The organism is Pseudomonas sp. ASL4 (assembly GCF_056680395.1).
Window position 1 is genome coordinate 5,089,248 of sequence record NZ_CM155280.1, and the last position, 16,913, is coordinate 5,106,160.

The following is a 16,913-nucleotide window of genomic DNA, read 5'->3' on the forward strand; positions in this document are numbered from 1 at the left end:
CTACGGGAGGCTGAACGATAAGCACTGGCGAGCATTAAGCAAAGCGGCTTTACCGGCTATTTACCTTTGGCTTACGTAACAGGATGTTTGTCCAAGGGACTGAAACACAAATGAAAACGGCCTGGCGAGTGCCAGGCCGTTAACAATTGTAAAGCCGGTTACTTCAGAACAGCGAGTGCCGCTTCGTAGTTAGGCTCTTCTGCAATTTCTTTAACGAGTTCGCTGTGCAGCACGTTGTCGTTTTCGTCCAGTACCACGACGGCACGGGCGGTCAGGCCTTTGAGTGGGCCGTCAGCAATGGCCACGCCGTAGTTTTCGATGAACTCGGCGCCACGCAGGGTCGACAGGTTCTGAACGTTTTCCAGGCCTTCAGCGCCGCAGAAGCGTGCCTGGGCGAACGGCAGGTCAGCAGAGATGCACAGCACGACGGTGTTGGCGACATCATTTGCCTGGGCGTTGAACTTGCGAACCGAAGTCGCGCAGGTCGGGGTGTCGACGCTTGGGAAGATGTTCAGCACTTTGCGCTTGCCGGCGAAGCTCGCCAGGGTCACGTCGGACAGATTGCCGGCAACCAGGGAAAAGGCTGGTGCCTTGGAACCGGCTTGTGGCAGTTGGCCGTTGACTTGAACCGGGTTGCCTTTAAGAGTGACTTGAGCCATGAACGGAGTCCTTCTGGAAGTGTTGTTGAAAATCTGAAGAGGCCGAAGTTAACCACGAAATTGTCCGACGACCTATGCCCAGATACAAATTGTGAAGTGTCGTAGGTGAAATTGGATACAACTCGCACAAACGACACAAAACCAGCGGGAGCGAGCTTGCTCGCGATAGCGGTCTAGCATTCAGCACATTGGGTGACTGTCAGTCCGTCATCACGAGCAAGCTCGCTCCCACAGGGATTGCGTACAGGCTGATTCAGGCGAGCAACCGCAGCATATTGCGATGCCGCGCCTCGAAAATCCGCCGCATGTAGCCGTTGACCAGCAACCATTCCAACGGTGCGCCGCCGATGGCCGCATACGTCACCCGGTCGGTGTACAGCGTACCGCCCTCGCCCGCCGCCACTCGATGTTCATGACGAAAGGCAGCCATCGGCCCCTTGAGCATTTCATCGATGAAATGCGTTTCGCCGACCTCACGAATCACCACCGTCCAGTTCGACGGGATGACGTTGAACATCCAGTGCCGAAAGCGGAACTGGCGCCCGGCCTCGATACGCAGATTGTTCAGGTCGATATCGCCCAGCGGCGTGACGCGTTCGGGGAAGATTTTCGGGAAGTTGACGCCTTCGAGGCAGAAATCCAGGACTTGGTCAGGCGTGCGGTCGGGGATCAGGGTGGTGAGTTGCAGAACGGGCATGATTGGCAGGCATTCCATTGGCCAGGGAACGCGCAGCCTACCACCGCGCTCAACCCCCACACATCCCCCCGTAGGAGCTGCCGAAGGCTGCGATCTTTTGATGTTGCTTTTAAAGGCAAAGATCAAAAGATCGCAGCCTTCGGCAGCTCCGACACGGGTATCGGTGTGCTGCTAAATTTTGTGGGCGGTGTTGTCGATTCAGCAGACGGCCATTCGACTAGGTAGCGAATCACTCACTTCCAGCGGAGATAAAACCATGCGATTCATGATCATTGTGAAAGCCAGCCAGGATTCCGAGGCCGGTGTGATGCCTTCCGAGGAACTGATGACCGCGATGGGCACCTACAACGAGGAACTGTCCAAGGCTGGGATTCTGCTCGACTGCGACGGTTTGCAACCCAGTAGCAAAGGCGCTCGCGTGCGGTTCTCGGGCGAAAAACGTACGGTCATTGATGGGCCGTTCGCCGAAACCAAAGAGCTGATCGGCGGCTTTTGGATATGGCAGGTGAAATCAAAAGAGGAAGCGATCGAGTGGGTCAAACGCTGTCCGAACCCAATGCCTGGGAGAGAGTCCGAGATCGAGATTCGCCAAATATTTGAGGCCGAGGACTTTGGTGCCGAGTTCACACCTGAGTTGCGCGAGCAGGAAGAGCGAGTGCGGGCGCAGGGGAAAAAGAACTGAATAGGGCCGGCGCGGCGCGCTCAATACCCGTTGTAATTGAGGGTGTTTAACGCTCTGTTTAAATGGCGTGTCAGAAGGTTTCCGCGAGGCTACATCGTCTTGCGCCTTTGCCTACAACTACGCCAGAATCCGCCGGCTTGTGCGTCTGGGGGCTGCTCGGTAACTTTGTCCGCATCACTGATGGTCAGTGATCGGGTTTAGTAGCCCGCGGTATTAGAAGATGCACAAGTGACTGTCAAACAGGTATTTCCATGCCTGTACTTGATGGTGGCTGTGCGCAGGGCGTCCTTGGGCGCGCCGGCTTTCTTCTTTTCCCCGGTCTACTAACCTGCGTACAGCCGCCACCCCCTTGTTAGTAGCAAGGAGTGGCGGCATCACTCAGGAAAAAGAAGATCATGTTCAAGGCAACACCTAATCCTCCGGACACAGATCCGGTCCCGCACGACCCGGCCCTCGACGCCAAAAAACTCAAAGAGGCCGCCGACCGCGCGCTCAATTTCTACCTCAACCCCGGGGCCCTGAAAAACCCTATCCCACCGCGAAAACCCAGCACCCTCTTCAATATCTACCCCGATGCCGACCAGGAAACCCTGCTGGCCCACGCCTGCGAATCGATGGCGTCGGCGAGTGTCATGCTCAGTAACTTCGCCGGACTGATGGAGGGACCGCATCGCAACACCCTGATGGGCATTCAACAGGTCGTCATGTTGGGTGAACTGGCGGTGAATCGGATGCTGGATAACTTCGAATTGCCTAAATAGGTGATCCCCCTTGTGGGAGCGGGCTTGCTCGCGAAAGCGGCGTACCAGTCGATAGAAATGTTGCCTGACACGGCGCCTTCGCGAGCAAGCTCGCTCCCACATTTGATCTTCTACGGGCACAGTATTTGTGCCCGTCGCACGCCCCCATCCCCCCCGAAAAGCCTAACTCCCTCCTAAACTCCCGCCCCCAACCCACTGATTCAATTTAACTTTCCAGTACACAAAAATAACGAGAACGCGTACGCAAAACGAAGGAATTAACCCTTTCGGCTGGCTAACTTGTGGTTAGCTGCTAGCTTCAACTGATGTGTCCTACAGGCTTGATCGGAAAGAGATTACACAGTAACGGCCAAACATATGGCCGGGTTCGTCCACTGAGCCATCAAGGAACTGGGGAATCATGTCGAAAAATCCAGGAGCGCACGCCCTTTTGCTGGTGTCACTCATGGCGTCTGCCACTTGTGCTCAGGCGGATAACGCAGAGGAAGCCAACAAGAGTAACAACCCGCTGAGCCTGGCGCCCGGCGCCAACCTGCAGGATTACTACACGCCCAGGCTCTACGACACCAATGTTCATACCAATGACGCATTGCTGCGTGGCACCCTGCCGGTAGCGCCCAACGATTTCATCGGCGTGCCGCAATTGCTGCGCGCGACTCTGCCGATCAGCACCCGCCCCGACCCGCATAACGGTTACAGCACCGGTATCGGCGACCTGAACCTGTTCGATATTTTCCTGCTCAAGACCGACGGCATCCAGTTGGGCATCGGCCCGCAGATCACCGCGCCCACCGCCGAGCAAGATGAGTTGGGCACCGGCAAGTGGCAGGCAGGCCTGGCCGCCGTCGCCATCGATTCGTCACCCCGCGGCCTATTGGGTGCGCTGGTTCAGTACCAGAGTTCGTTCGCCGGTGACCGTGACCGCGCCCACGTCGAAACCGCGACGATGCAGCCCTTCATCATGCATAACCTGGAAAAAGGCTGGTACCTGCGGTCCACCGGCACCTGGACCTTCGACCTGAAAAACGACACCCATTACATCCCCATCGGCTTGGGTGGTGGCAAGGTCTGGAAGTCCGGCACCAACATCCTCAACGCCTTTGTAGAACCCCAGTGGACCGTGGAACGCAAAGGCGATGGCCTGCCGCAGTTCACGCTGTTCGCCGGGATCAATGTCACGGTTGGCAAATAAGGACACTCATATGCATATTTCACTTCGTGCGGCAGGGTTCAGTGTAATGGCGATGTTCGCCAGTTGTGGTGTTGGCGCTCAAGCGCAGGCACAGGAAGTCGGGGTACAAACCCCGCCGGGTAAGCACTCGTTCAGCGACTCCCGGCTGTATGCGCCGACTGAAGCGTATGTCGACAAGAGCTGGAAACTGGATGACATCACCGTTGTGAAGTGATGCCCAAAGATCAATATCGGCCAGTCAAGGAATGGACCGGCGAGCGCATTACCTGTGGCGAGGGAGCTTGCTCCCGCTGGGTCGCGAAGCGGCCCCATAAAAGGGACTGCCGCGCAGTCCAGCGGGAGCAAGCTCCCTCGCCACAGGTTACTCATTGTTAGTTCGATCTCTGACTGACCGGCATTACTTGAAAAGGACACACCATGCAGTTTGAAAAAGCCCCACGCCTGATGCTTGCCAGTCTCTCGTTACTGCTCAGTTGCAGTGCCTGGGCGGATTTCAGCGCCACGCCGCAAGAAGCCCGCGGCATCGCCAAGGAAGCCTATCTGTATGGCTTCCCGGTAGTGGAGATGTACAAGACCCTCTACACCCAAGCCGTGGACAAAGGTGGGCCGAATTTCAAGGCGCCGTTCAACAAGATCGGTAACACCACCAAAGTGTTCTCGCCCGCAGACACTGCATTTGTCACCCCCAACTCTGACACGCCCTACTCCTTCGTCTGGATGGACCTGCGGACTGAGCCCGTGGTGCTGACCCTGCCGCCGATTGCAGAAAACCGTTACTACTCGGTGCAGTTGATCGACCTCTACACGCAAAACTTTGCGTACCTGGGCACTCGCAGCACCGGCAACAAGGGCGGCACGTTCATGATTGCGGGCCCGGACTGGCAAGGCCAGCAACCGGTGAACATCGATCGCCTGGTGCGCAGTGAAAGCAACATTGCCTACGCGCTGTATCGCACGCAGCTGTTCGACAATGCCGACCTTAACAAGGTCAAGCTGATCCAGAACGCCTACAAGGTTCAAACCCTCAGCCAGTACCTCAAGCAACCGGCGCCACCTGCCGCGCCAAAAGTCGATTGGCCCAAACCCACGGCGACGATGAGCGACAGCCCGGAGCTGTTCCGCTACCTCAACTTCATGCTGAGTTTCGCCCCACCCCAGGACGTGGAAAAAGACCTGCTGGCACGCTTCGCCAAGATCGGCATCGTCGGTGGCCAGCCGTTCAAAGTCAGCGACTTGAGCGCCGAACAACGCAAGGCGCTGGACGACGGCATCGCCGACGGCAAGGCCGAGTTCGCCCAGTTCAAAAAGGACAAAATCGACACACACCAAGTCACCAGCGGCGACTTCTTCGGCACCCGCGATCACCTGAATGGCAACTACCTGTATCGCTACGTCGGCGCCAATGTCGGGATCTTCGGCAACTCCGCCGAAGAGGCGAATTACATCGGCTACTTCGTCGACAACCAGGGCAAACCACTCAACGGCGCCCGCCACAGCTACACCCTGCACTTCAACAAGGACGAGCTGCCGCCGGCCGACGCCTTCTGGTCGCTGACCCTGTACGACGGCAAGACCAAGTTGCTGGTGGCCAACCACACGAAGCGCTACCTGATCAATTCGCGGATGTTGCCCAAGCTCAAGCGCGATGCTGACGGCGGGCTGACCCTGTATGTGCAGCATTCCGAGCCGGTGGACGGCAAGAAAAGCAACTGGCTGCCGGCACCGCACGGGCCGTTCTACACCGTGCTGCGCCTGTACCTGCCTAAACCGGAAGTGGTGAACGGTCAGTGGAAGATCCCGCTGCTGACGCCGATTGGTCAATAAGTCGTAAACCGTCATTCAGAACATTGCAGGAGCAAAAAGATGCGTTTGAAGACATCAAAAAAAGGAATGACGGCACTGACGCTGGCCATGACCCCGCTGTTGAGCCAGGCCGACAACGCCCGCGACTGGCAGAACCTGCCGACTGACCTGAACATGGTTTTCGGCTATTACAACCGCATCAACACCAACACCCCGATCGGCCCGGCGCTGACCAAGGAAGAGTTCGCCATCCGGCAAAGCTGCATCGAGCGTCAAAGCGCGCCTTCAACGGCCAACGCACTCGGACCACGGAAGTCGCAATGTCGAAGCATAAAAATAAAGCAGTAAACACAAACCTTGATTCGCCACCGACCTTGATTAACCGTTACCTGTTTCCCGTCACCATCGGCGTCTTGCTGCTGGCTGTCGCGGGAATCGGCTGGTTTCTTTTCAACAGCAGCACACCCGCCCCGCTCAAGCCTGTAGCGGTCAGCGCGCCTGTCGTGCAACCGGCCAAACCGGTAGTGGCTGCGACCCCGGCGACGATGGTTGATGAGCAACAATGCCAGGGCTGCCACACCGAGCAGGTCAAGGATTGGCAAGGCTCCCATCACCAATTGGCGATGCAACCCGCCACCGCCGACACGATGCTGGGGGACTTTAAAAACGTCACCTTCAAGGCGGAAAAAGAGACCACTGTGTTCTCGCACAAAGGTGACGAGTTCTGGGTCAACACACCTGGGATCGACGGCAAGAATGCCGATTTCAAAGTCGCCTACACCTTCGGCATCGCGCCGCTTCAGCAATACCTGATCGAAGTCGGCGAAGGCCGGTTGCAAGCCCTCGGCGTGGCCTGGGATACCGAGAAGCAGCGCTGGTTTCATCTCTATCCGGGGCAAGGGGTGAACTTCAAGAACCCGCTGCACTGGAGCAAGCCGAGCCAGAACGCCAACTTCATGTGTGTCGAGTGCCACACCACTGGCTACAACCGAAATTTCGATGCCGTAAAAAACACCTTTGAGAGTCACTGGAACAGCCTTGGCGTTGGCTGCCAGGCGTGCCACGGCCCAGCGTCCAATCACCTGGAATGGACGGCGAAAAAAACCGACTTGATCCACGCCGGTTTTGCCGTCGACCTCAAGGACAAAAACGCCACTGTCGAGATCGAAACCTGCGCCCGCTGCCACTCGCGTCGCGCACCGCTGGGCGATGGCTACACCGTCGGCAAACGGCTGATGGACGACTACTTGCCGAGCACCCTGACCCGCGAGCTGTATGCGTTGGACGGAAAGATCAAGGACGAAGTGTTCGAGCACGGCTCCTTCGCCCAAAGCAAAATGTTCGACAAAGGTGTGCGTTGCAGCAACTGCCACAACCCCCACAGCACCGAACTCAAGGCGCCGGGCAACGGCGTATGCCTGCAATGCCACAACACCGCCGGCAAAACTGCGGTGGAAGGCGTCGACGGCAAGGGCCTGCAAGCGAAGAACTACGACTCCATCGAACACACCCGCCACACCATGGGCCAGCCGGGTTCGCAGTGTGTGGATTGCCATATGCCGGGCAAGTTCTACATGGGCAACGACTTCCGGCATGACCACAGCTTCAGCATTCCCAACCCCGAGCGCGCTAAAAAACTTGGCACGCCGGACGCCTGCCTGACCTGTCACCAGGGCAAGGCCGGGGACAAGGTCACCGAGCAATTCAAGCTGTGGAACACCGCTTCGGCGTCTGCTGTTCAGGCACCGCGTTATGACGAAAGTTTGTGGCTGATCCGCAACGGCCAACCCGGCGCCGCGCAAGCCTTGTACGAGCAATTGCAGCGCAGCAACCTGCCGGCGATTCAACGGGCGACGTTGCTGGCCGAGTTGCCGCTGTACCCGAGCGAGCAAGCGCTGAAACTGGCGACCCAGGACTTGAGCAACCTGGCGCCACAGGTGCGTGAAAGCGCGGTGCGGGCGATCAGTGCGTTCCTGCCGCCACCGGAGCGTGCGCCGCTGTTGACGCCGCTGCTCGGCGACCCGGTGAAGGCTGTGCGGATTGTCGCGGCCCGGGACCTGCTCAGCGTGGCCCGCAACGGTTTGGGCAGCGCCCAGGCCAACTGGGAAGCGGCGATCGCCGAATACGAAGACGTGCAAAAAAGCCTGGCGGAACGCGCCGAGGCCAACCTCAACCTGGCCATGCTCTATCAGGGCAGTGGACGTACGGCGGACGTCGAGCCGCTGCTGCGTATGGCCCTGAAACGTGACCCGGACTTCTACCCGGCGCTGGTAACGCTGGTGCAATGGCTGGAAGCCAAAGGTCGCGGTGCTGAGGCGCAAGCGCTGCTGGAGCAGAGCGTCAAGGAGCACCCGGATTCTGCGCTGTTGCTGCATACCCAGGGCTTGTCGCTGATTCGTGCCGGTAAAACCGCGCAAGCGATGCCGCTGTTACGCAAAGCCGCCGCGCTGGAGCCCCAGAGCGCGCAGTACGGTTATGTATTGGCGGTGGCGCTGCATGACAGCGGCAAGGTTGATGAAGCGTGCGAAGAGCTGGAGCGGTTGTTGAAAGTTCAGCCGGCCAACCGTAATGCGCGGTTGTCGTTGATCCAGTATTACTTGGAGAACGGCAAGGAACCGAAGGCCCAAGTGCTGCTGCAGGGCTGGAAGAAGATGAACATGGGCGATCCGGCGTTGAAATGATTGGGGGCTGATCTTGAGGCCTCTGTGGCGAGGGGGCTTGCCCCCGTTCGGCGGCGAAGCCGTCGTAAAACCGGCGAATGCGGTAAGTCTGTAGAATCGCGTCGACAGGTTTTAGGGCTGCTGCGCAGCCCAACGGGGGCAAGCCCCCTCGCCACAGGTTATGTGTTGACCTGATAGAGCATCACCACGTTGAACCACTCTTAGCCGCCAATACCCGCCGACTATTGGCCCGCATCGCCTTGATCAGCGACACCGTCCCCACCAGCAGAATCGCCGCGCCAAACAGAAAGTCGATGTTGTACAGCTGGAAATCCTGCAACGGCCCCACCAGCAGCATCCTTACCGCACCAACCCCCACCAGCGTGGCCAGAAAGTCGATACCCGGCTCGTCGCGATAAAACACGTGCATCAGCGGCAAGCAAAGCACCAGCAACATCAGCAAAACAATCACCTTGAACGAACCCTTACGCTCAACGCTGAACGCGCATTCGTTGGGCGCGTAAGCCTTGTAATCCTCATCACGCACCATCGAGTTTTTCTCGTTGATGTACTCGACGCGGTTGTACTTCTGGATTGGCGTGAAGGTGTTCGACATCTCCATCAGCGTGGTGATGTGACGGAAGCGCAGGTCGATGCGCTCGTTGCCCTTGAGGTAATAGAGCACCGGTTTGTAACCGTAGCGGTAGGTGTCGAAAGGAAACTCGGTAGCCCGCCCCTGCACGCCAATCGGTCGTGATTCGAGTTCGGCGTAGGCACTTTTGTTGTCCGAGGCGAGGTTGCGGCTCAGGGGTTTAATCCGGACCTGTTCGAGGAAGATCGGCGTGGCGCCGTAGGACCATTGCAACGGTTCCAGGCGCAAACGCAGTTCGTTGCGGCCCAGGTCGTAGCGGTTGAAAGTGCGCTCGGACACGATGATCGAGCCGCCGAGCATAAACTCACCGCGCAGGTTGTTGGTGATGCGCAGGGTCAGTTGATCCTTGCCCAGCGACAACGCATCGGCAGACGGTGGTGTGCCGCACCAGGCGGTGCTGTCGTAGGCGCCGCCCAACTGCCCGCCACGGTTTTCCTGGAACACGTAGAAGTAACCGCCCCAGAGGGTCAACATCAGTAAAAATGCCGTCAGCCCTAAAATCTTCTTGCCGAAGCTCACAACGTCAGACTCCCTTCTTGATTTCGTCCATGCAGCCAAAAAACCGCTGAGTGCGGCGGACTCTACCAAAATGCCAGTACCGGCCCCAAGTAAAAATACCTATTCACTGAAGATCAATGTGGCGAGGGAGCTTGCTCCCGCTCGGCTGCGCAGCAGTCGTCAATCCAGCGGACGCGGTACAACTGGATAAATGCAGGGGCCGCTTCGCGACCCAGCGGGAGCAAGCTCCCTCGCCACAAAATCCCACAGGCCTTAAGTTGCATGGTGATATTCAGCGGCGTCTGAACAACGGTCGCGGCTCAATCACCGAACGCCCATACGACACGCTCATCCCCGCCAACCCTTTCAGCGCATCTTCAGCGGACTTGTCCTCGCGCACTGCAAAGCTGTCGAACCCGCACTGGCGCATGTGGCTCAGTTGATCGCGCAGCACGTCGCCAATTGCGCGCAATTCACCGGTCCAGCCCAGTCGAGTACGCAACAGGTACGCCTGGCTGTAGCCGCGACCATCACGAAAACTCGGGAAATCCACGGCGATCATTGGCAGTAACCTGGCCCATGGTTTCAGGCTTTCGACCTCATCATCCGGCCCCAGCCACACAGCATCGCGTGCTGGATTGTGTTCGAAGCGCCGCGTCAACCATCCGGCCAAAGGCAACACTAACGGGCCTGTCGGCAAGTCACCCTCGAGCGTACGCACCAGCGTCCACGGATCGTTCGTCACGATCCGCGCTAGTCCCTCCTCCAGCCGCAACAGATTGTTCATACCGACGCCTCCAGCACTTTCGGGTAGATCCGTTCCTTGAACGGCTCCAGACCAATGCGCTGTACCGTATCGACGAACAGTTCCTCGCTTTCGCGGTAACGGACGAAGGTAGCGATGATCCGCTCAATTACGTCGGGTACTTCGGCCGCACTGAACGATGGGCCGATGACTTTGCCCAGCGCGCTGTTCCTGCCTTGGGCACCGCCGAGGGTGATCTGGTACCACTCGCTGCCGTTCTTATCGACGCCCAGAATGCCGATGTTGCCGATGTGGTGGTGGCCGCAGGCGTTCATGCAGCCGGAGATGTTGAGGCTGATGTCGCCCAGGTCGTGAAGATAATCGAGGTCTTCGAATCGACCCTGAATCGCTTGGGCAATCGGGATCGATTTGGCGTTGGCCAGCGCGCAAAAATCGCCACCGGGGCAGGCGATGATGTCGGTCAGCAAACCGATATTTGCGCAGCCCAGCCCCTGATCGCAGGCCAGGCACCACAACGCATACAGGTCAGCCTTGGTCACGTCCGGCAGCACGATGTTCTGCTCGTGGGCGATGCGAATCTCGCCGAAACCAAACTGCTCGGACCAGTCGGCCACAGCGTCCATCTGCTCGGCAGTCACGTCTCCTGGCGGTGAAGCGATGCCCGGTTTGGTCGAGAGCACGACGCTGACGTAACCCGGCACTTTGTGCGGCTGCACGTTGCGCGCGACCCAACGGGCGAAGGCCGGGTTCTGCGTCAGGCGCGTACCGAAATCCAGGTTGGTGCCCGCCAGCGCTTGATAAACCGGCGGGACGAAGGCACTGGCAACGCGTTCATACTCGACGTCGGTCAACTGCGCGGGGCCGTCCTTGAGGTGTTGCCACTCTTCTTCCACTTCCTTGGCGAAGGCTTCGATGCCCAGCGCTTTCACCAGAATCTTGATCCGCGCCTTGTACTTGTTGTCCCGCCGGCCGTAGCGGTTGTAGACCCGCAGCACCGCTTCAACGTAGGACAGCAAGTGCTGCCACGGCAGGCCTTCGCGAATCTGCAAACCAAGGATCGGCGTGCGCCCCAGACCGCCGCCAACGATCACTCGCAGCAGCATTTGCCCATCGCTGCCGGGGTAAAGGTAGAGGCCGATGTCATGCATCATGATCGCCGCGCGATCCTGCTTGGCCGAGCAGATGGCGATCTTGAATTTGCGTGGCAGGAAGAGGAACTCCGGGTTGATGGTCGACCACTGCCGCAGGATTTCCGCCAGGGGGCGCGGGTCGATCAGTTCGTCCGCCGCGACCCCGGCGAACGCTTCGGTGGTGATGTTGCGCACGCAGTTGCCGGAAGTCTGGATCGCGTGCATTTCCACTTGGGCCAGGCGTTCGAGGATATCCGGCACCTGGGCCAGTTCGATCCAGTTGAACTGCATGTTCTGCCGGGTGGTGAAATGGCCGTAGCCACGATCGTAGTCCCGGGCGATGCTCGCCAGCGTGCGCATTTGTCCGGCGCCGAGGGTGCCGTAGGGTATTGCCACCCGCAGCATGTAGGCGTGCTTTTGCATGTAGAGGCCGTTTTGCAAGCGCAGCGGCAGGAACTCCTCTTCGCTCAGTTCACCCACCATGAAGCGCTCGACCTGATCGCGAAACTGCGCGACCCGTTCAAACACCAGCGCCCGGTCATAGTCGTCGTACTGATACATGTGGCTACCTCATCAGGGTTGATCGGGCTCGGTGGCTAATGCCAGTCACCACAATCTCTGTGGGAGCGAGCTTGCTCGCGATAGCTGACTGACAGACAACACATGTGCTGAATGAACAGCCGCCATCGCGAGCAAGCTCGCTCCCACAAGGTTTGCGTCAACACTGAATGGCATCAGGCTCTGCGGCTCGTTTTCTAGGTGGCGACTATGGACCTACGGCGCAGCGCGTTACAGACCCACCTGAAACCTAAAAAACCGTATCAGAGCACGGCAGATGGCCGCAGGCATGCCTTGCATCTGATCCGCATAAATCGAGTTTTCCTGAGTCTGTTTTGTTTCCGACAGGGTTTCTACAGTGCATCCCATGCCAGACCGGGTGGCCTGGCAAGACTTTGCATGGATGAACTGACCATGAGCACAGCGACAATCGGACAGGCCTATAACTACAAGGTCGTCCGCCAATTCATCGTGGCAACCATTGTTTGGGGCGTCGTGGGGATGGCGATGGGGGTGTTTATCGCCTCGCAACTGGTGTGGCCCGAAATGAACCTCGACCTGCCGTGGACCACCTTCGGCCGCTTGCGTCCGCTGCACACCAGCCTGGTGATTTTCGGCTTTGCCGGCAGCGCACAATTCGCCGCCAGTTACTACGCGGTACAGCGTACCTGCCAGGTGCGGCTGTACTCGGACAAGCTCGCTGCCTTCACCTTCTGGGGCTGGCAATCAGTGATTGTGGTGATGCTGATCACCTTGCCGCTGGGCTACACCACCACCAAGGAATATGCCGAGATCGAGTTCTCCGGCGCGGTGTGGATGACCGTGGTCTGGGTCGCCTACGCTGTCGTGTTCTTCACCACCGTGGTGCAGCGCAAGACCAAGCACATCTACGTCGGCAACTGGTTTTTCGGCGCGTTCATCGTGGTGATTGCCATGCTGCACGTGGTCAATCACCTATCGATTCCGGTGGGCTGGTTCAAGTCGTATCCGGTGTATTCCGGGGCCACCGACGCCATGGTCCAGTGGTGGTACGGGCACAACGCAGTGGGTTTCTTCCTGACCACCGGGTTCCTGGGAATGATGTACTACTTCGTGCCGAAACAGGTCGGACGGCCGGTGTACTCGTATCGGTTGTCGATCGTGCATTTCTGGGCGCTGATCACCCTGTATATCTGGGCTGGCCCGCACCACTTGCACTACACCGCGCTGCCGGACTGGGCGCAGTCTCTCGGTATGGCCATGTCGCTGATCCTGCTGGCGCCGAGCTGGGGCGGGATGATCAACGGGATGATGACCCTGTCGGGCGCCTGGCATAAGTTGCGCACCGACCCGATCCTGCGTTTCCTGGTGCTGTCACTGGCCTTCTACGGCATGTCGACGTTCGAGGGCCCGATGATGGCGATCAAGACCGTGAACGCCCTCTCCCACTACACCGACTGGACCATCGGCCACGTTCACGCGGGTGCTTTGGGTTGGGTCGCGATGATCACCTTCGGCGCGATTTACCACATGGTGCCGAAAGTCTTCGGCCGCGAGCAGATGTTCAGCACGCCGCTGATCAACCTGCACTTCTGGCTGGCGACCATCGGCACCGTGTTGTACATCGCGTCGATGTGGGTCAACGGCATCACCCAAGGCCTGATGTGGCGCGCGATCAACGACGACGGCACGCTGACTTATTCCTTCGTCGAGGCCTTGCAGGCCAGCCATCCGGGGTTTGTGGTGCGGTTTGCCGGCGGGGTGTTCTTCCTCAGCGGCATGCTGCTGATGGCTTACAACTGCTGGCGCACGGTGCGGGTGGCGGACGTGGTGATGGCCGAGCGTGAAGCGCAGATTGCTTGAGGCAAGGAGCTTGAGATGATCGAGACGATGTTGAATCTGTTTGGGGTTGTCGGGTTCTGGCTGGCGATTGAGTATTGCCTGAAACACCAGACGCCCGAGAGCCTGGAGGATGCGAGTCTGATGCCGTTTGCCGATGACCCGGAGGTGGCGCGAAGGGTGGAGTTGGCGACGGGCAAGACTGTGAAGGCGGTGGCGCCGGAGGAAGCTAAACCTGGTTGGGGCAACCTCGAAATTTGATGCAACGCCGATCAATGTGGGAGCGGGCTTGCTCGCGATAGCGGTCTAGCAGTCAACGAAGATGTTGAAGCTGATGACCTCTTCGCGAGCAAGCCCGCTCCCACAGGGTTATGTGCCAGCCAGGATTCAGCCGCGTTCGCGGGGTATCAGGCTCTGCAACTGCAACGCCAGGAAGTTCGCATCAAAGCTGAACGTATCCGGGTCTTTCAGGCCATTGGTCTTGCGCCACTGCCAGCTCGCGGATGGCGGCAGGCACACCAGCGAAATGCTGCCGTAACGCGCGGCCGTCAGGCCCATCACCGCCAGTGAAATCTGACCACCCACGCCCATCACATCTGGCACAAACTCCACCGGTTTGCCGGCAATCACAACCGTCAGCTTCTCGGTCTTGAAGGTCGAAGTCTCGACCGGCACGCTCGGCCCAGAGGCGACGTACACCTCACGGCTCACTTCCAGCAGATTCGGTGCCTGGACCGGTTCCAGCCAGTGCTGGATCTGATCGAACAGCTCACCAATGCGCGTCGCCCACACGGCCGATTGCGACTCAAACAATTGCTTCTTGTGCGCTTCGCTTTCTGCGTAGTGGCGAAGCATCTCGCCCAGTTGCTGTACGTCGTCCATTGCGGTGTTCCTATGTTGAAGCAGTGCTGCGGACTTTGAGCATGGCAGATGCGCGCCACCGACGTACGACTAAAAGCGTGAGCGGTACTGGCTGGGGGTCATGGCCAAGTGTTTGCGAAAGGCGCTGCCCATGTGCGACTGATGGGCGAAGCCTGCGTCCTGGGCGATGCTGGCCAGGGGCAGATTCGTCTGTTCGATCAGCCGGCGCGCGGCCTGCAGCCTGACTTCAATCAGATACGCATGGGGCGTGAGGCCGATGGCACGGGTGAAGTCGCGCAGGAACCGCAGCTCATTGTGTCCATAAGTAACGGCCAGCTGTTCCAGGCTCAGGGGTTGGTGGAACTGCTCGGCAATCTGATCCAGCACCCGGGCGAACGCCTGGGCCGTGGTCCGCTGCGCGGTTTCGGCTGGCACACCCGCCAGAGCGACGAACGCCAGCACACCTTGTTCCAGGGCCAGCCGGTCAGGTTGCGGGGCCAGCAGCAAACGCCGCAACTCTCTCGCCAGCGCTAACGCCCGGCCATTCCCGGCGGACTGCACGCGATGGTTTACCAAAGGCACGTGTTGATGGGCGAACTGTTCGTCCATCCGCAGTACCAGGTATTCACCGCCGCTGGCCGATTCGGAAAACACTTCGACGCCGACCGGTGTGTGCGCCAGTACGCCGGGCAGTGTGTCGAAGTCCACCCGATGGTCCGAATCGATGGCATGCACACCTTGCTGGCGCTCCAGCGTCACGCCAAGCGTGTGCCACTGCGCCGGATCCCGCGCGCTGTAAGCAGCGCGCGGCAGCAGTTGCAGGCAAACTTTATCGCTCAGCAGGCTTTGGCTCAGCATGTGAAATTTCCTGATAGATCGACGCTCGAATCCACGGGAGACTCTCTAACAAAGGGTAGCCAACAACAGGAGCACGACATGCGCACCATCGGCCTGATCGGCGGCATGAGCTGGGAGTCCAGCGCCGAATACTATCGCCTTATCAACCAGCAGGTCCGTGACCAACTCGGACCGTTGCGTTCGGCACAATTGCTAATGTACAGCGTCGACTTCGGGCCTGTCGAACAAGCCCAGCATGCCGGGCGCTGGGACGATGCGGCGGCGATTCTGGTGGATGCCGCGCGCAGATTGGAGGCTGGCGGTGCCGAATGCGTGGTGCTGTGTACCAACACCATGCACAAGGTGGCCGGGCAGATTCAGGACGCGATCGGCATTCCGTTCCTGCACATCGCCGACCCGACCGGCCAAGCGGCAGTCGAGGCCGGAGCGCTCAAGGTTGGCTTGCTGGGCACCGCGTTCACCATGGAGCAGGATTTCCTCAAGGATCGTCTGGCAGCCATGGGGCTGACGGTGCTGGTACCTGAGGTGGAAGAGCGCCAAGCCGTGCACCGGATCATTTACGACGAGTTGTGCGTCGGGGTGATCAGCGAGGCGTCGCGCAAGGTTTACCAGCAAGTCATTGAGTCGCTGACGGCGCGCGGCGCCCAGGCAATCATCCTTGGCTGCACGGAAATCACCTTGCTGATCAAACCCGAGCACAGCGCCCTGCCCCTGTTCGACACCACCGAACTGCATGCGCAGGCGGCGGTGGCGTTCGCCTTGGGCGACTGACTCAACCGACCTTGGGCGTGGAACGCAGACGCGCCATGCTCAAGGCATCCACCAGCACGCCGTCACGCACGGCGTAGTCGCGAAACAGGCCTTCGTCTTCAAAACCGAATTTGCGGTACAGCGCGATGGCCGCTTCGTTATCGGCGTACACCGAAAGCTCGACCCGGCGCAGGTTCATCCAGTTGTCAGCGATCTCCAGCGCCGTCGCCAACAGTTTGGAGCCAACGCCCTTGCCCTGCCATTCCCCGGCGACGCCCATACCGAGGTTGCCGGCGTGGCTGCGGCGGATCCGCGAGAACTGCTCCAGACCAATGTTGCCGATGATCGTCCCTTGATGCAGCGCCACCAATTGCACCACCCGCTCGTTATCCGGTGCCAGGCGTTTGCGCCAAACCTCGGTGGACTGAAACGGCATTTGCAGCACCTGACGGGTAATGGCCGGGTCGTTGTAGAGCGCGGTAACGCCGTCGATGTGGGATTCGCTGAAGCGCTGGATGGTGATGATGGGGTCGGTGGCGGGCATAGTGATTCTTCCTTGAGTGGCCGC

At 59.3% G+C, this 16,913-nt stretch carries 17 protein-coding genes and 1 pseudogene; 10 read left to right on the forward strand and 8 right to left on the reverse strand.

Annotated elements, in window-relative coordinates; all coding sequences use genetic code 11:
* Window positions 1–158 precede the first annotated feature (158 nt).
* Together tpx and AC1MEW_RS22875 are read right to left on the reverse strand one after the other, a co-directional pair.
* On the reverse strand, window positions 159–659 hold the full coding sequence (tpx, locus tag AC1MEW_RS22870) for a thiol peroxidase (RefSeq protein WP_008030203.1): 501 nt from the start codon (window positions 657–659) through the stop codon (window positions 159–161).
* Between the two features lie 253 nt (window positions 660–912).
* Window positions 913–1,356, reverse strand: a complete 444-nt coding sequence (locus AC1MEW_RS22875) for an SRPBCC family protein (RefSeq protein ID WP_201257273.1) — start codon at window positions 1,354–1,356, stop codon at window positions 913–915.
* Window positions 1,357–1,612: 256 nt separating this feature from the next.
* Between AC1MEW_RS22875 and AC1MEW_RS22880 the strand changes: the two genes are divergently transcribed.
* The 7 genes and pseudogenes from AC1MEW_RS22880 to AC1MEW_RS22910 all read left to right on the forward strand — a co-directional run bounded on the left by AC1MEW_RS22880 (window position 1,613) and on the right by AC1MEW_RS22910 (window position 8,475).
* Complete coding sequence (locus tag AC1MEW_RS22880; protein ID WP_480423728.1) at window positions 1,613–2,038, forward strand: YciI family protein; 426 nt, start codon at window positions 1,613–1,615, stop codon at window positions 2,036–2,038.
* A gap of 395 nt (window positions 2,039–2,433) precedes the next feature.
* Window positions 2,434–2,799 (forward strand): DUF6124 family protein, encoded by a 366-nt coding sequence (locus AC1MEW_RS22885; protein ID WP_201257271.1) that lies wholly within the window; start codon window positions 2,434–2,436, stop codon window positions 2,797–2,799.
* A 400-nt stretch (window positions 2,800–3,199) separates the two neighbouring features.
* Complete coding sequence (locus AC1MEW_RS22890) at window positions 3,200–3,991, forward strand: hypothetical protein (RefSeq protein ID WP_201257270.1); 792 nt, start codon at window positions 3,200–3,202, stop codon at window positions 3,989–3,991.
* Between the two features lie 10 nt (window positions 3,992–4,001).
* A complete protein-coding gene (locus tag AC1MEW_RS22895) occupies window positions 4,002–4,205 on the forward strand; it encodes a hypothetical protein (protein ID WP_201257283.1) in 204 nt (67 codons plus the stop codon).
* Between the two features lie 203 nt (window positions 4,206–4,408).
* Entirely contained in the window at window positions 4,409–5,815 is a 1,407-nt protein-coding gene (locus AC1MEW_RS22900; protein ID WP_201257269.1) for a DUF1254 domain-containing protein, read from the forward strand.
* Between the two features lie 66 nt (window positions 5,816–5,881).
* A pseudogene (locus tag AC1MEW_RS22905) lies at window positions 5,882–6,025 on the forward strand (transporter); the annotation flags it as partial.
* 89 nt (window positions 6,026–6,114) lie between these two features.
* On the forward strand, window positions 6,115–8,475 hold the full coding sequence (locus AC1MEW_RS22910) for a tetratricopeptide repeat protein (RefSeq protein WP_480423729.1): 2,361 nt from the start codon (window positions 6,115–6,117) through the stop codon (window positions 8,473–8,475).
* Between the two features lie 181 nt (window positions 8,476–8,656).
* Here AC1MEW_RS22910 and AC1MEW_RS22915 read toward each other — a convergent pair whose 3' ends face one another.
* The 3 genes from AC1MEW_RS22915 to AC1MEW_RS22925 all read right to left on the reverse strand — a co-directional run bounded on the left by AC1MEW_RS22915 (window position 8,657) and on the right by AC1MEW_RS22925 (window position 12,061).
* Window positions 8,657–9,625, reverse strand: coding sequence for a hypothetical protein (locus AC1MEW_RS22915; protein ID WP_480423730.1), 969 nt, complete (start codon window positions 9,623–9,625; stop codon window positions 8,657–8,659).
* A 271-nt stretch (window positions 9,626–9,896) separates the two neighbouring features.
* Window positions 9,897–10,391 carry a DUF934 domain-containing protein gene (locus AC1MEW_RS22920; protein WP_480423731.1) on the reverse strand — a complete coding sequence of 165 codons (495 nt, stop codon included), beginning with the start codon at window positions 10,389–10,391 and terminating at the stop codon, window positions 9,897–9,899.
* On the reverse strand, window positions 10,388–12,061 hold the full coding sequence (locus AC1MEW_RS22925) for a nitrite/sulfite reductase (RefSeq protein WP_480423732.1): 1,674 nt from the start codon (window positions 12,059–12,061) through the stop codon (window positions 10,388–10,390). The genes AC1MEW_RS22920 and AC1MEW_RS22925 overlap by 4 nt, the downstream gene beginning before the upstream one ends.
* Window positions 12,062–12,472: 411 nt before the next feature.
* Between AC1MEW_RS22925 and ccoN the strand changes: the two genes are divergently transcribed.
* Both ccoN and AC1MEW_RS22935 read left to right on the forward strand, forming a co-directional pair.
* Window positions 12,473–13,900: a cytochrome-c oxidase, cbb3-type subunit I gene (gene ccoN, locus AC1MEW_RS22930; protein WP_201204125.1), complete on the forward strand. Its 1,428-nt coding sequence runs from the start codon at window positions 12,473–12,475 to the stop codon at window positions 13,898–13,900.
* Between the two features lie 15 nt (window positions 13,901–13,915).
* The gene (locus tag AC1MEW_RS22935; protein WP_201204127.1) at window positions 13,916–14,137 is read left to right on the forward strand and encodes a cbb3-type cytochrome c oxidase subunit 3; all 222 of its coding nucleotides are present in this window, start codon (window positions 13,916–13,918) and stop codon (window positions 14,135–14,137) included.
* 126 nt (window positions 14,138–14,263) lie between these two features.
* On the opposite strand, the gene AC1MEW_RS22940 is transcribed toward AC1MEW_RS22935, so the two are convergent.
* Complete coding sequence (locus tag AC1MEW_RS22940; RefSeq protein WP_322268310.1) at window positions 14,264–14,758, reverse strand: hypothetical protein; 495 nt, start codon at window positions 14,756–14,758, stop codon at window positions 14,264–14,266.
* 69 nt (window positions 14,759–14,827) lie between these two features.
* On the reverse strand, window positions 14,828–15,595 hold the full coding sequence (locus tag AC1MEW_RS22945) for an AraC family transcriptional regulator (protein ID WP_201257265.1): 768 nt from the start codon (window positions 15,593–15,595) through the stop codon (window positions 14,828–14,830).
* Between the two features lie 78 nt (window positions 15,596–15,673).
* Here AC1MEW_RS22945 and AC1MEW_RS22950 point away from each other — a divergent pair, with 78 nt between their 5' ends.
* On the forward strand, window positions 15,674–16,366 hold the full coding sequence (locus AC1MEW_RS22950) for an aspartate/glutamate racemase family protein (RefSeq protein ID WP_201257264.1): 693 nt from the start codon (window positions 15,674–15,676) through the stop codon (window positions 16,364–16,366).
* Window position 16,367: 1 nt separating this feature from the next.
* Here the strand turns inward: AC1MEW_RS22950 and AC1MEW_RS22955 are convergent, their stop codons facing one another.
* Window positions 16,368–16,889: a GNAT family N-acetyltransferase gene (locus AC1MEW_RS22955; protein WP_201257263.1), complete on the reverse strand. Its 522-nt coding sequence runs from the start codon at window positions 16,887–16,889 to the stop codon at window positions 16,368–16,370.
* Window positions 16,890–16,913 lie beyond the last annotated feature (24 nt).

Excerpts from the sequence above, each read along its gene's own strand:
- AC1MEW_RS22945 (WP_201257265.1), bottom strand. The coding sequence starts at position 15,595 with ATGCTGAGCCAAAGCCTGCTGAGCGATAAAGTTTGCCTGCAACTGCTG.
- tpx (WP_008030203.1), bottom strand. The coding sequence starts at position 659 with ATGGCTCAAGTCACTCTTAAAGGCAACCCGGTTCAAGTCAACGGCCAA.
- AC1MEW_RS22885 (WP_201257271.1), top strand. The coding sequence starts at position 2,434 with ATGTTCAAGGCAACACCTAATCCTCCGGACACAGATCCGGTCCCGCAC.
- AC1MEW_RS22890 (WP_201257270.1), top strand. The coding sequence starts at position 3,200 with ATGTCGAAAAATCCAGGAGCGCACGCCCTTTTGCTGGTGTCACTCATG.
- AC1MEW_RS22925 (WP_480423732.1), bottom strand. The coding sequence starts at position 12,061 with ATGTATCAGTACGACGACTATGACCGGGCGCTGGTGTTTGAACGGGTC.
- AC1MEW_RS22900 (WP_201257269.1), top strand. The coding sequence starts at position 4,409 with ATGCAGTTTGAAAAAGCCCCACGCCTGATGCTTGCCAGTCTCTCGTTA.
- AC1MEW_RS22935 (WP_201204127.1), top strand. The coding sequence starts at position 13,916 with ATGATCGAGACGATGTTGAATCTGTTTGGGGTTGTCGGGTTCTGGCTG.
- AC1MEW_RS22875 (WP_201257273.1), bottom strand. The coding sequence starts at position 1,356 with ATGCCCGTTCTGCAACTCACCACCCTGATCCCCGACCGCACGCCTGAC.
- AC1MEW_RS22880 (WP_480423728.1), top strand. The coding sequence starts at position 1,613 with ATGCGATTCATGATCATTGTGAAAGCCAGCCAGGATTCCGAGGCCGGT.
- AC1MEW_RS22920 (WP_480423731.1), bottom strand. The coding sequence starts at position 10,391 with ATGAACAATCTGTTGCGGCTGGAGGAGGGACTAGCGCGGATCGTGACG.
- AC1MEW_RS22940 (WP_322268310.1), bottom strand. The coding sequence starts at position 14,758 with ATGGACGACGTACAGCAACTGGGCGAGATGCTTCGCCACTACGCAGAA.
- AC1MEW_RS22910 (WP_480423729.1), top strand. The coding sequence starts at position 6,115 with ATGTCGAAGCATAAAAATAAAGCAGTAAACACAAACCTTGATTCGCCA.
- ccoN (WP_201204125.1), top strand. The coding sequence starts at position 12,473 with ATGAGCACAGCGACAATCGGACAGGCCTATAACTACAAGGTCGTCCGC.
- AC1MEW_RS22955 (WP_201257263.1), bottom strand. The coding sequence starts at position 16,889 with ATGCCCGCCACCGACCCCATCATCACCATCCAGCGCTTCAGCGAATCC.
- AC1MEW_RS22895 (WP_201257283.1), top strand. The coding sequence starts at position 4,002 with ATGCATATTTCACTTCGTGCGGCAGGGTTCAGTGTAATGGCGATGTTC.
- AC1MEW_RS22950 (WP_201257264.1), top strand. The coding sequence starts at position 15,674 with ATGCGCACCATCGGCCTGATCGGCGGCATGAGCTGGGAGTCCAGCGCC.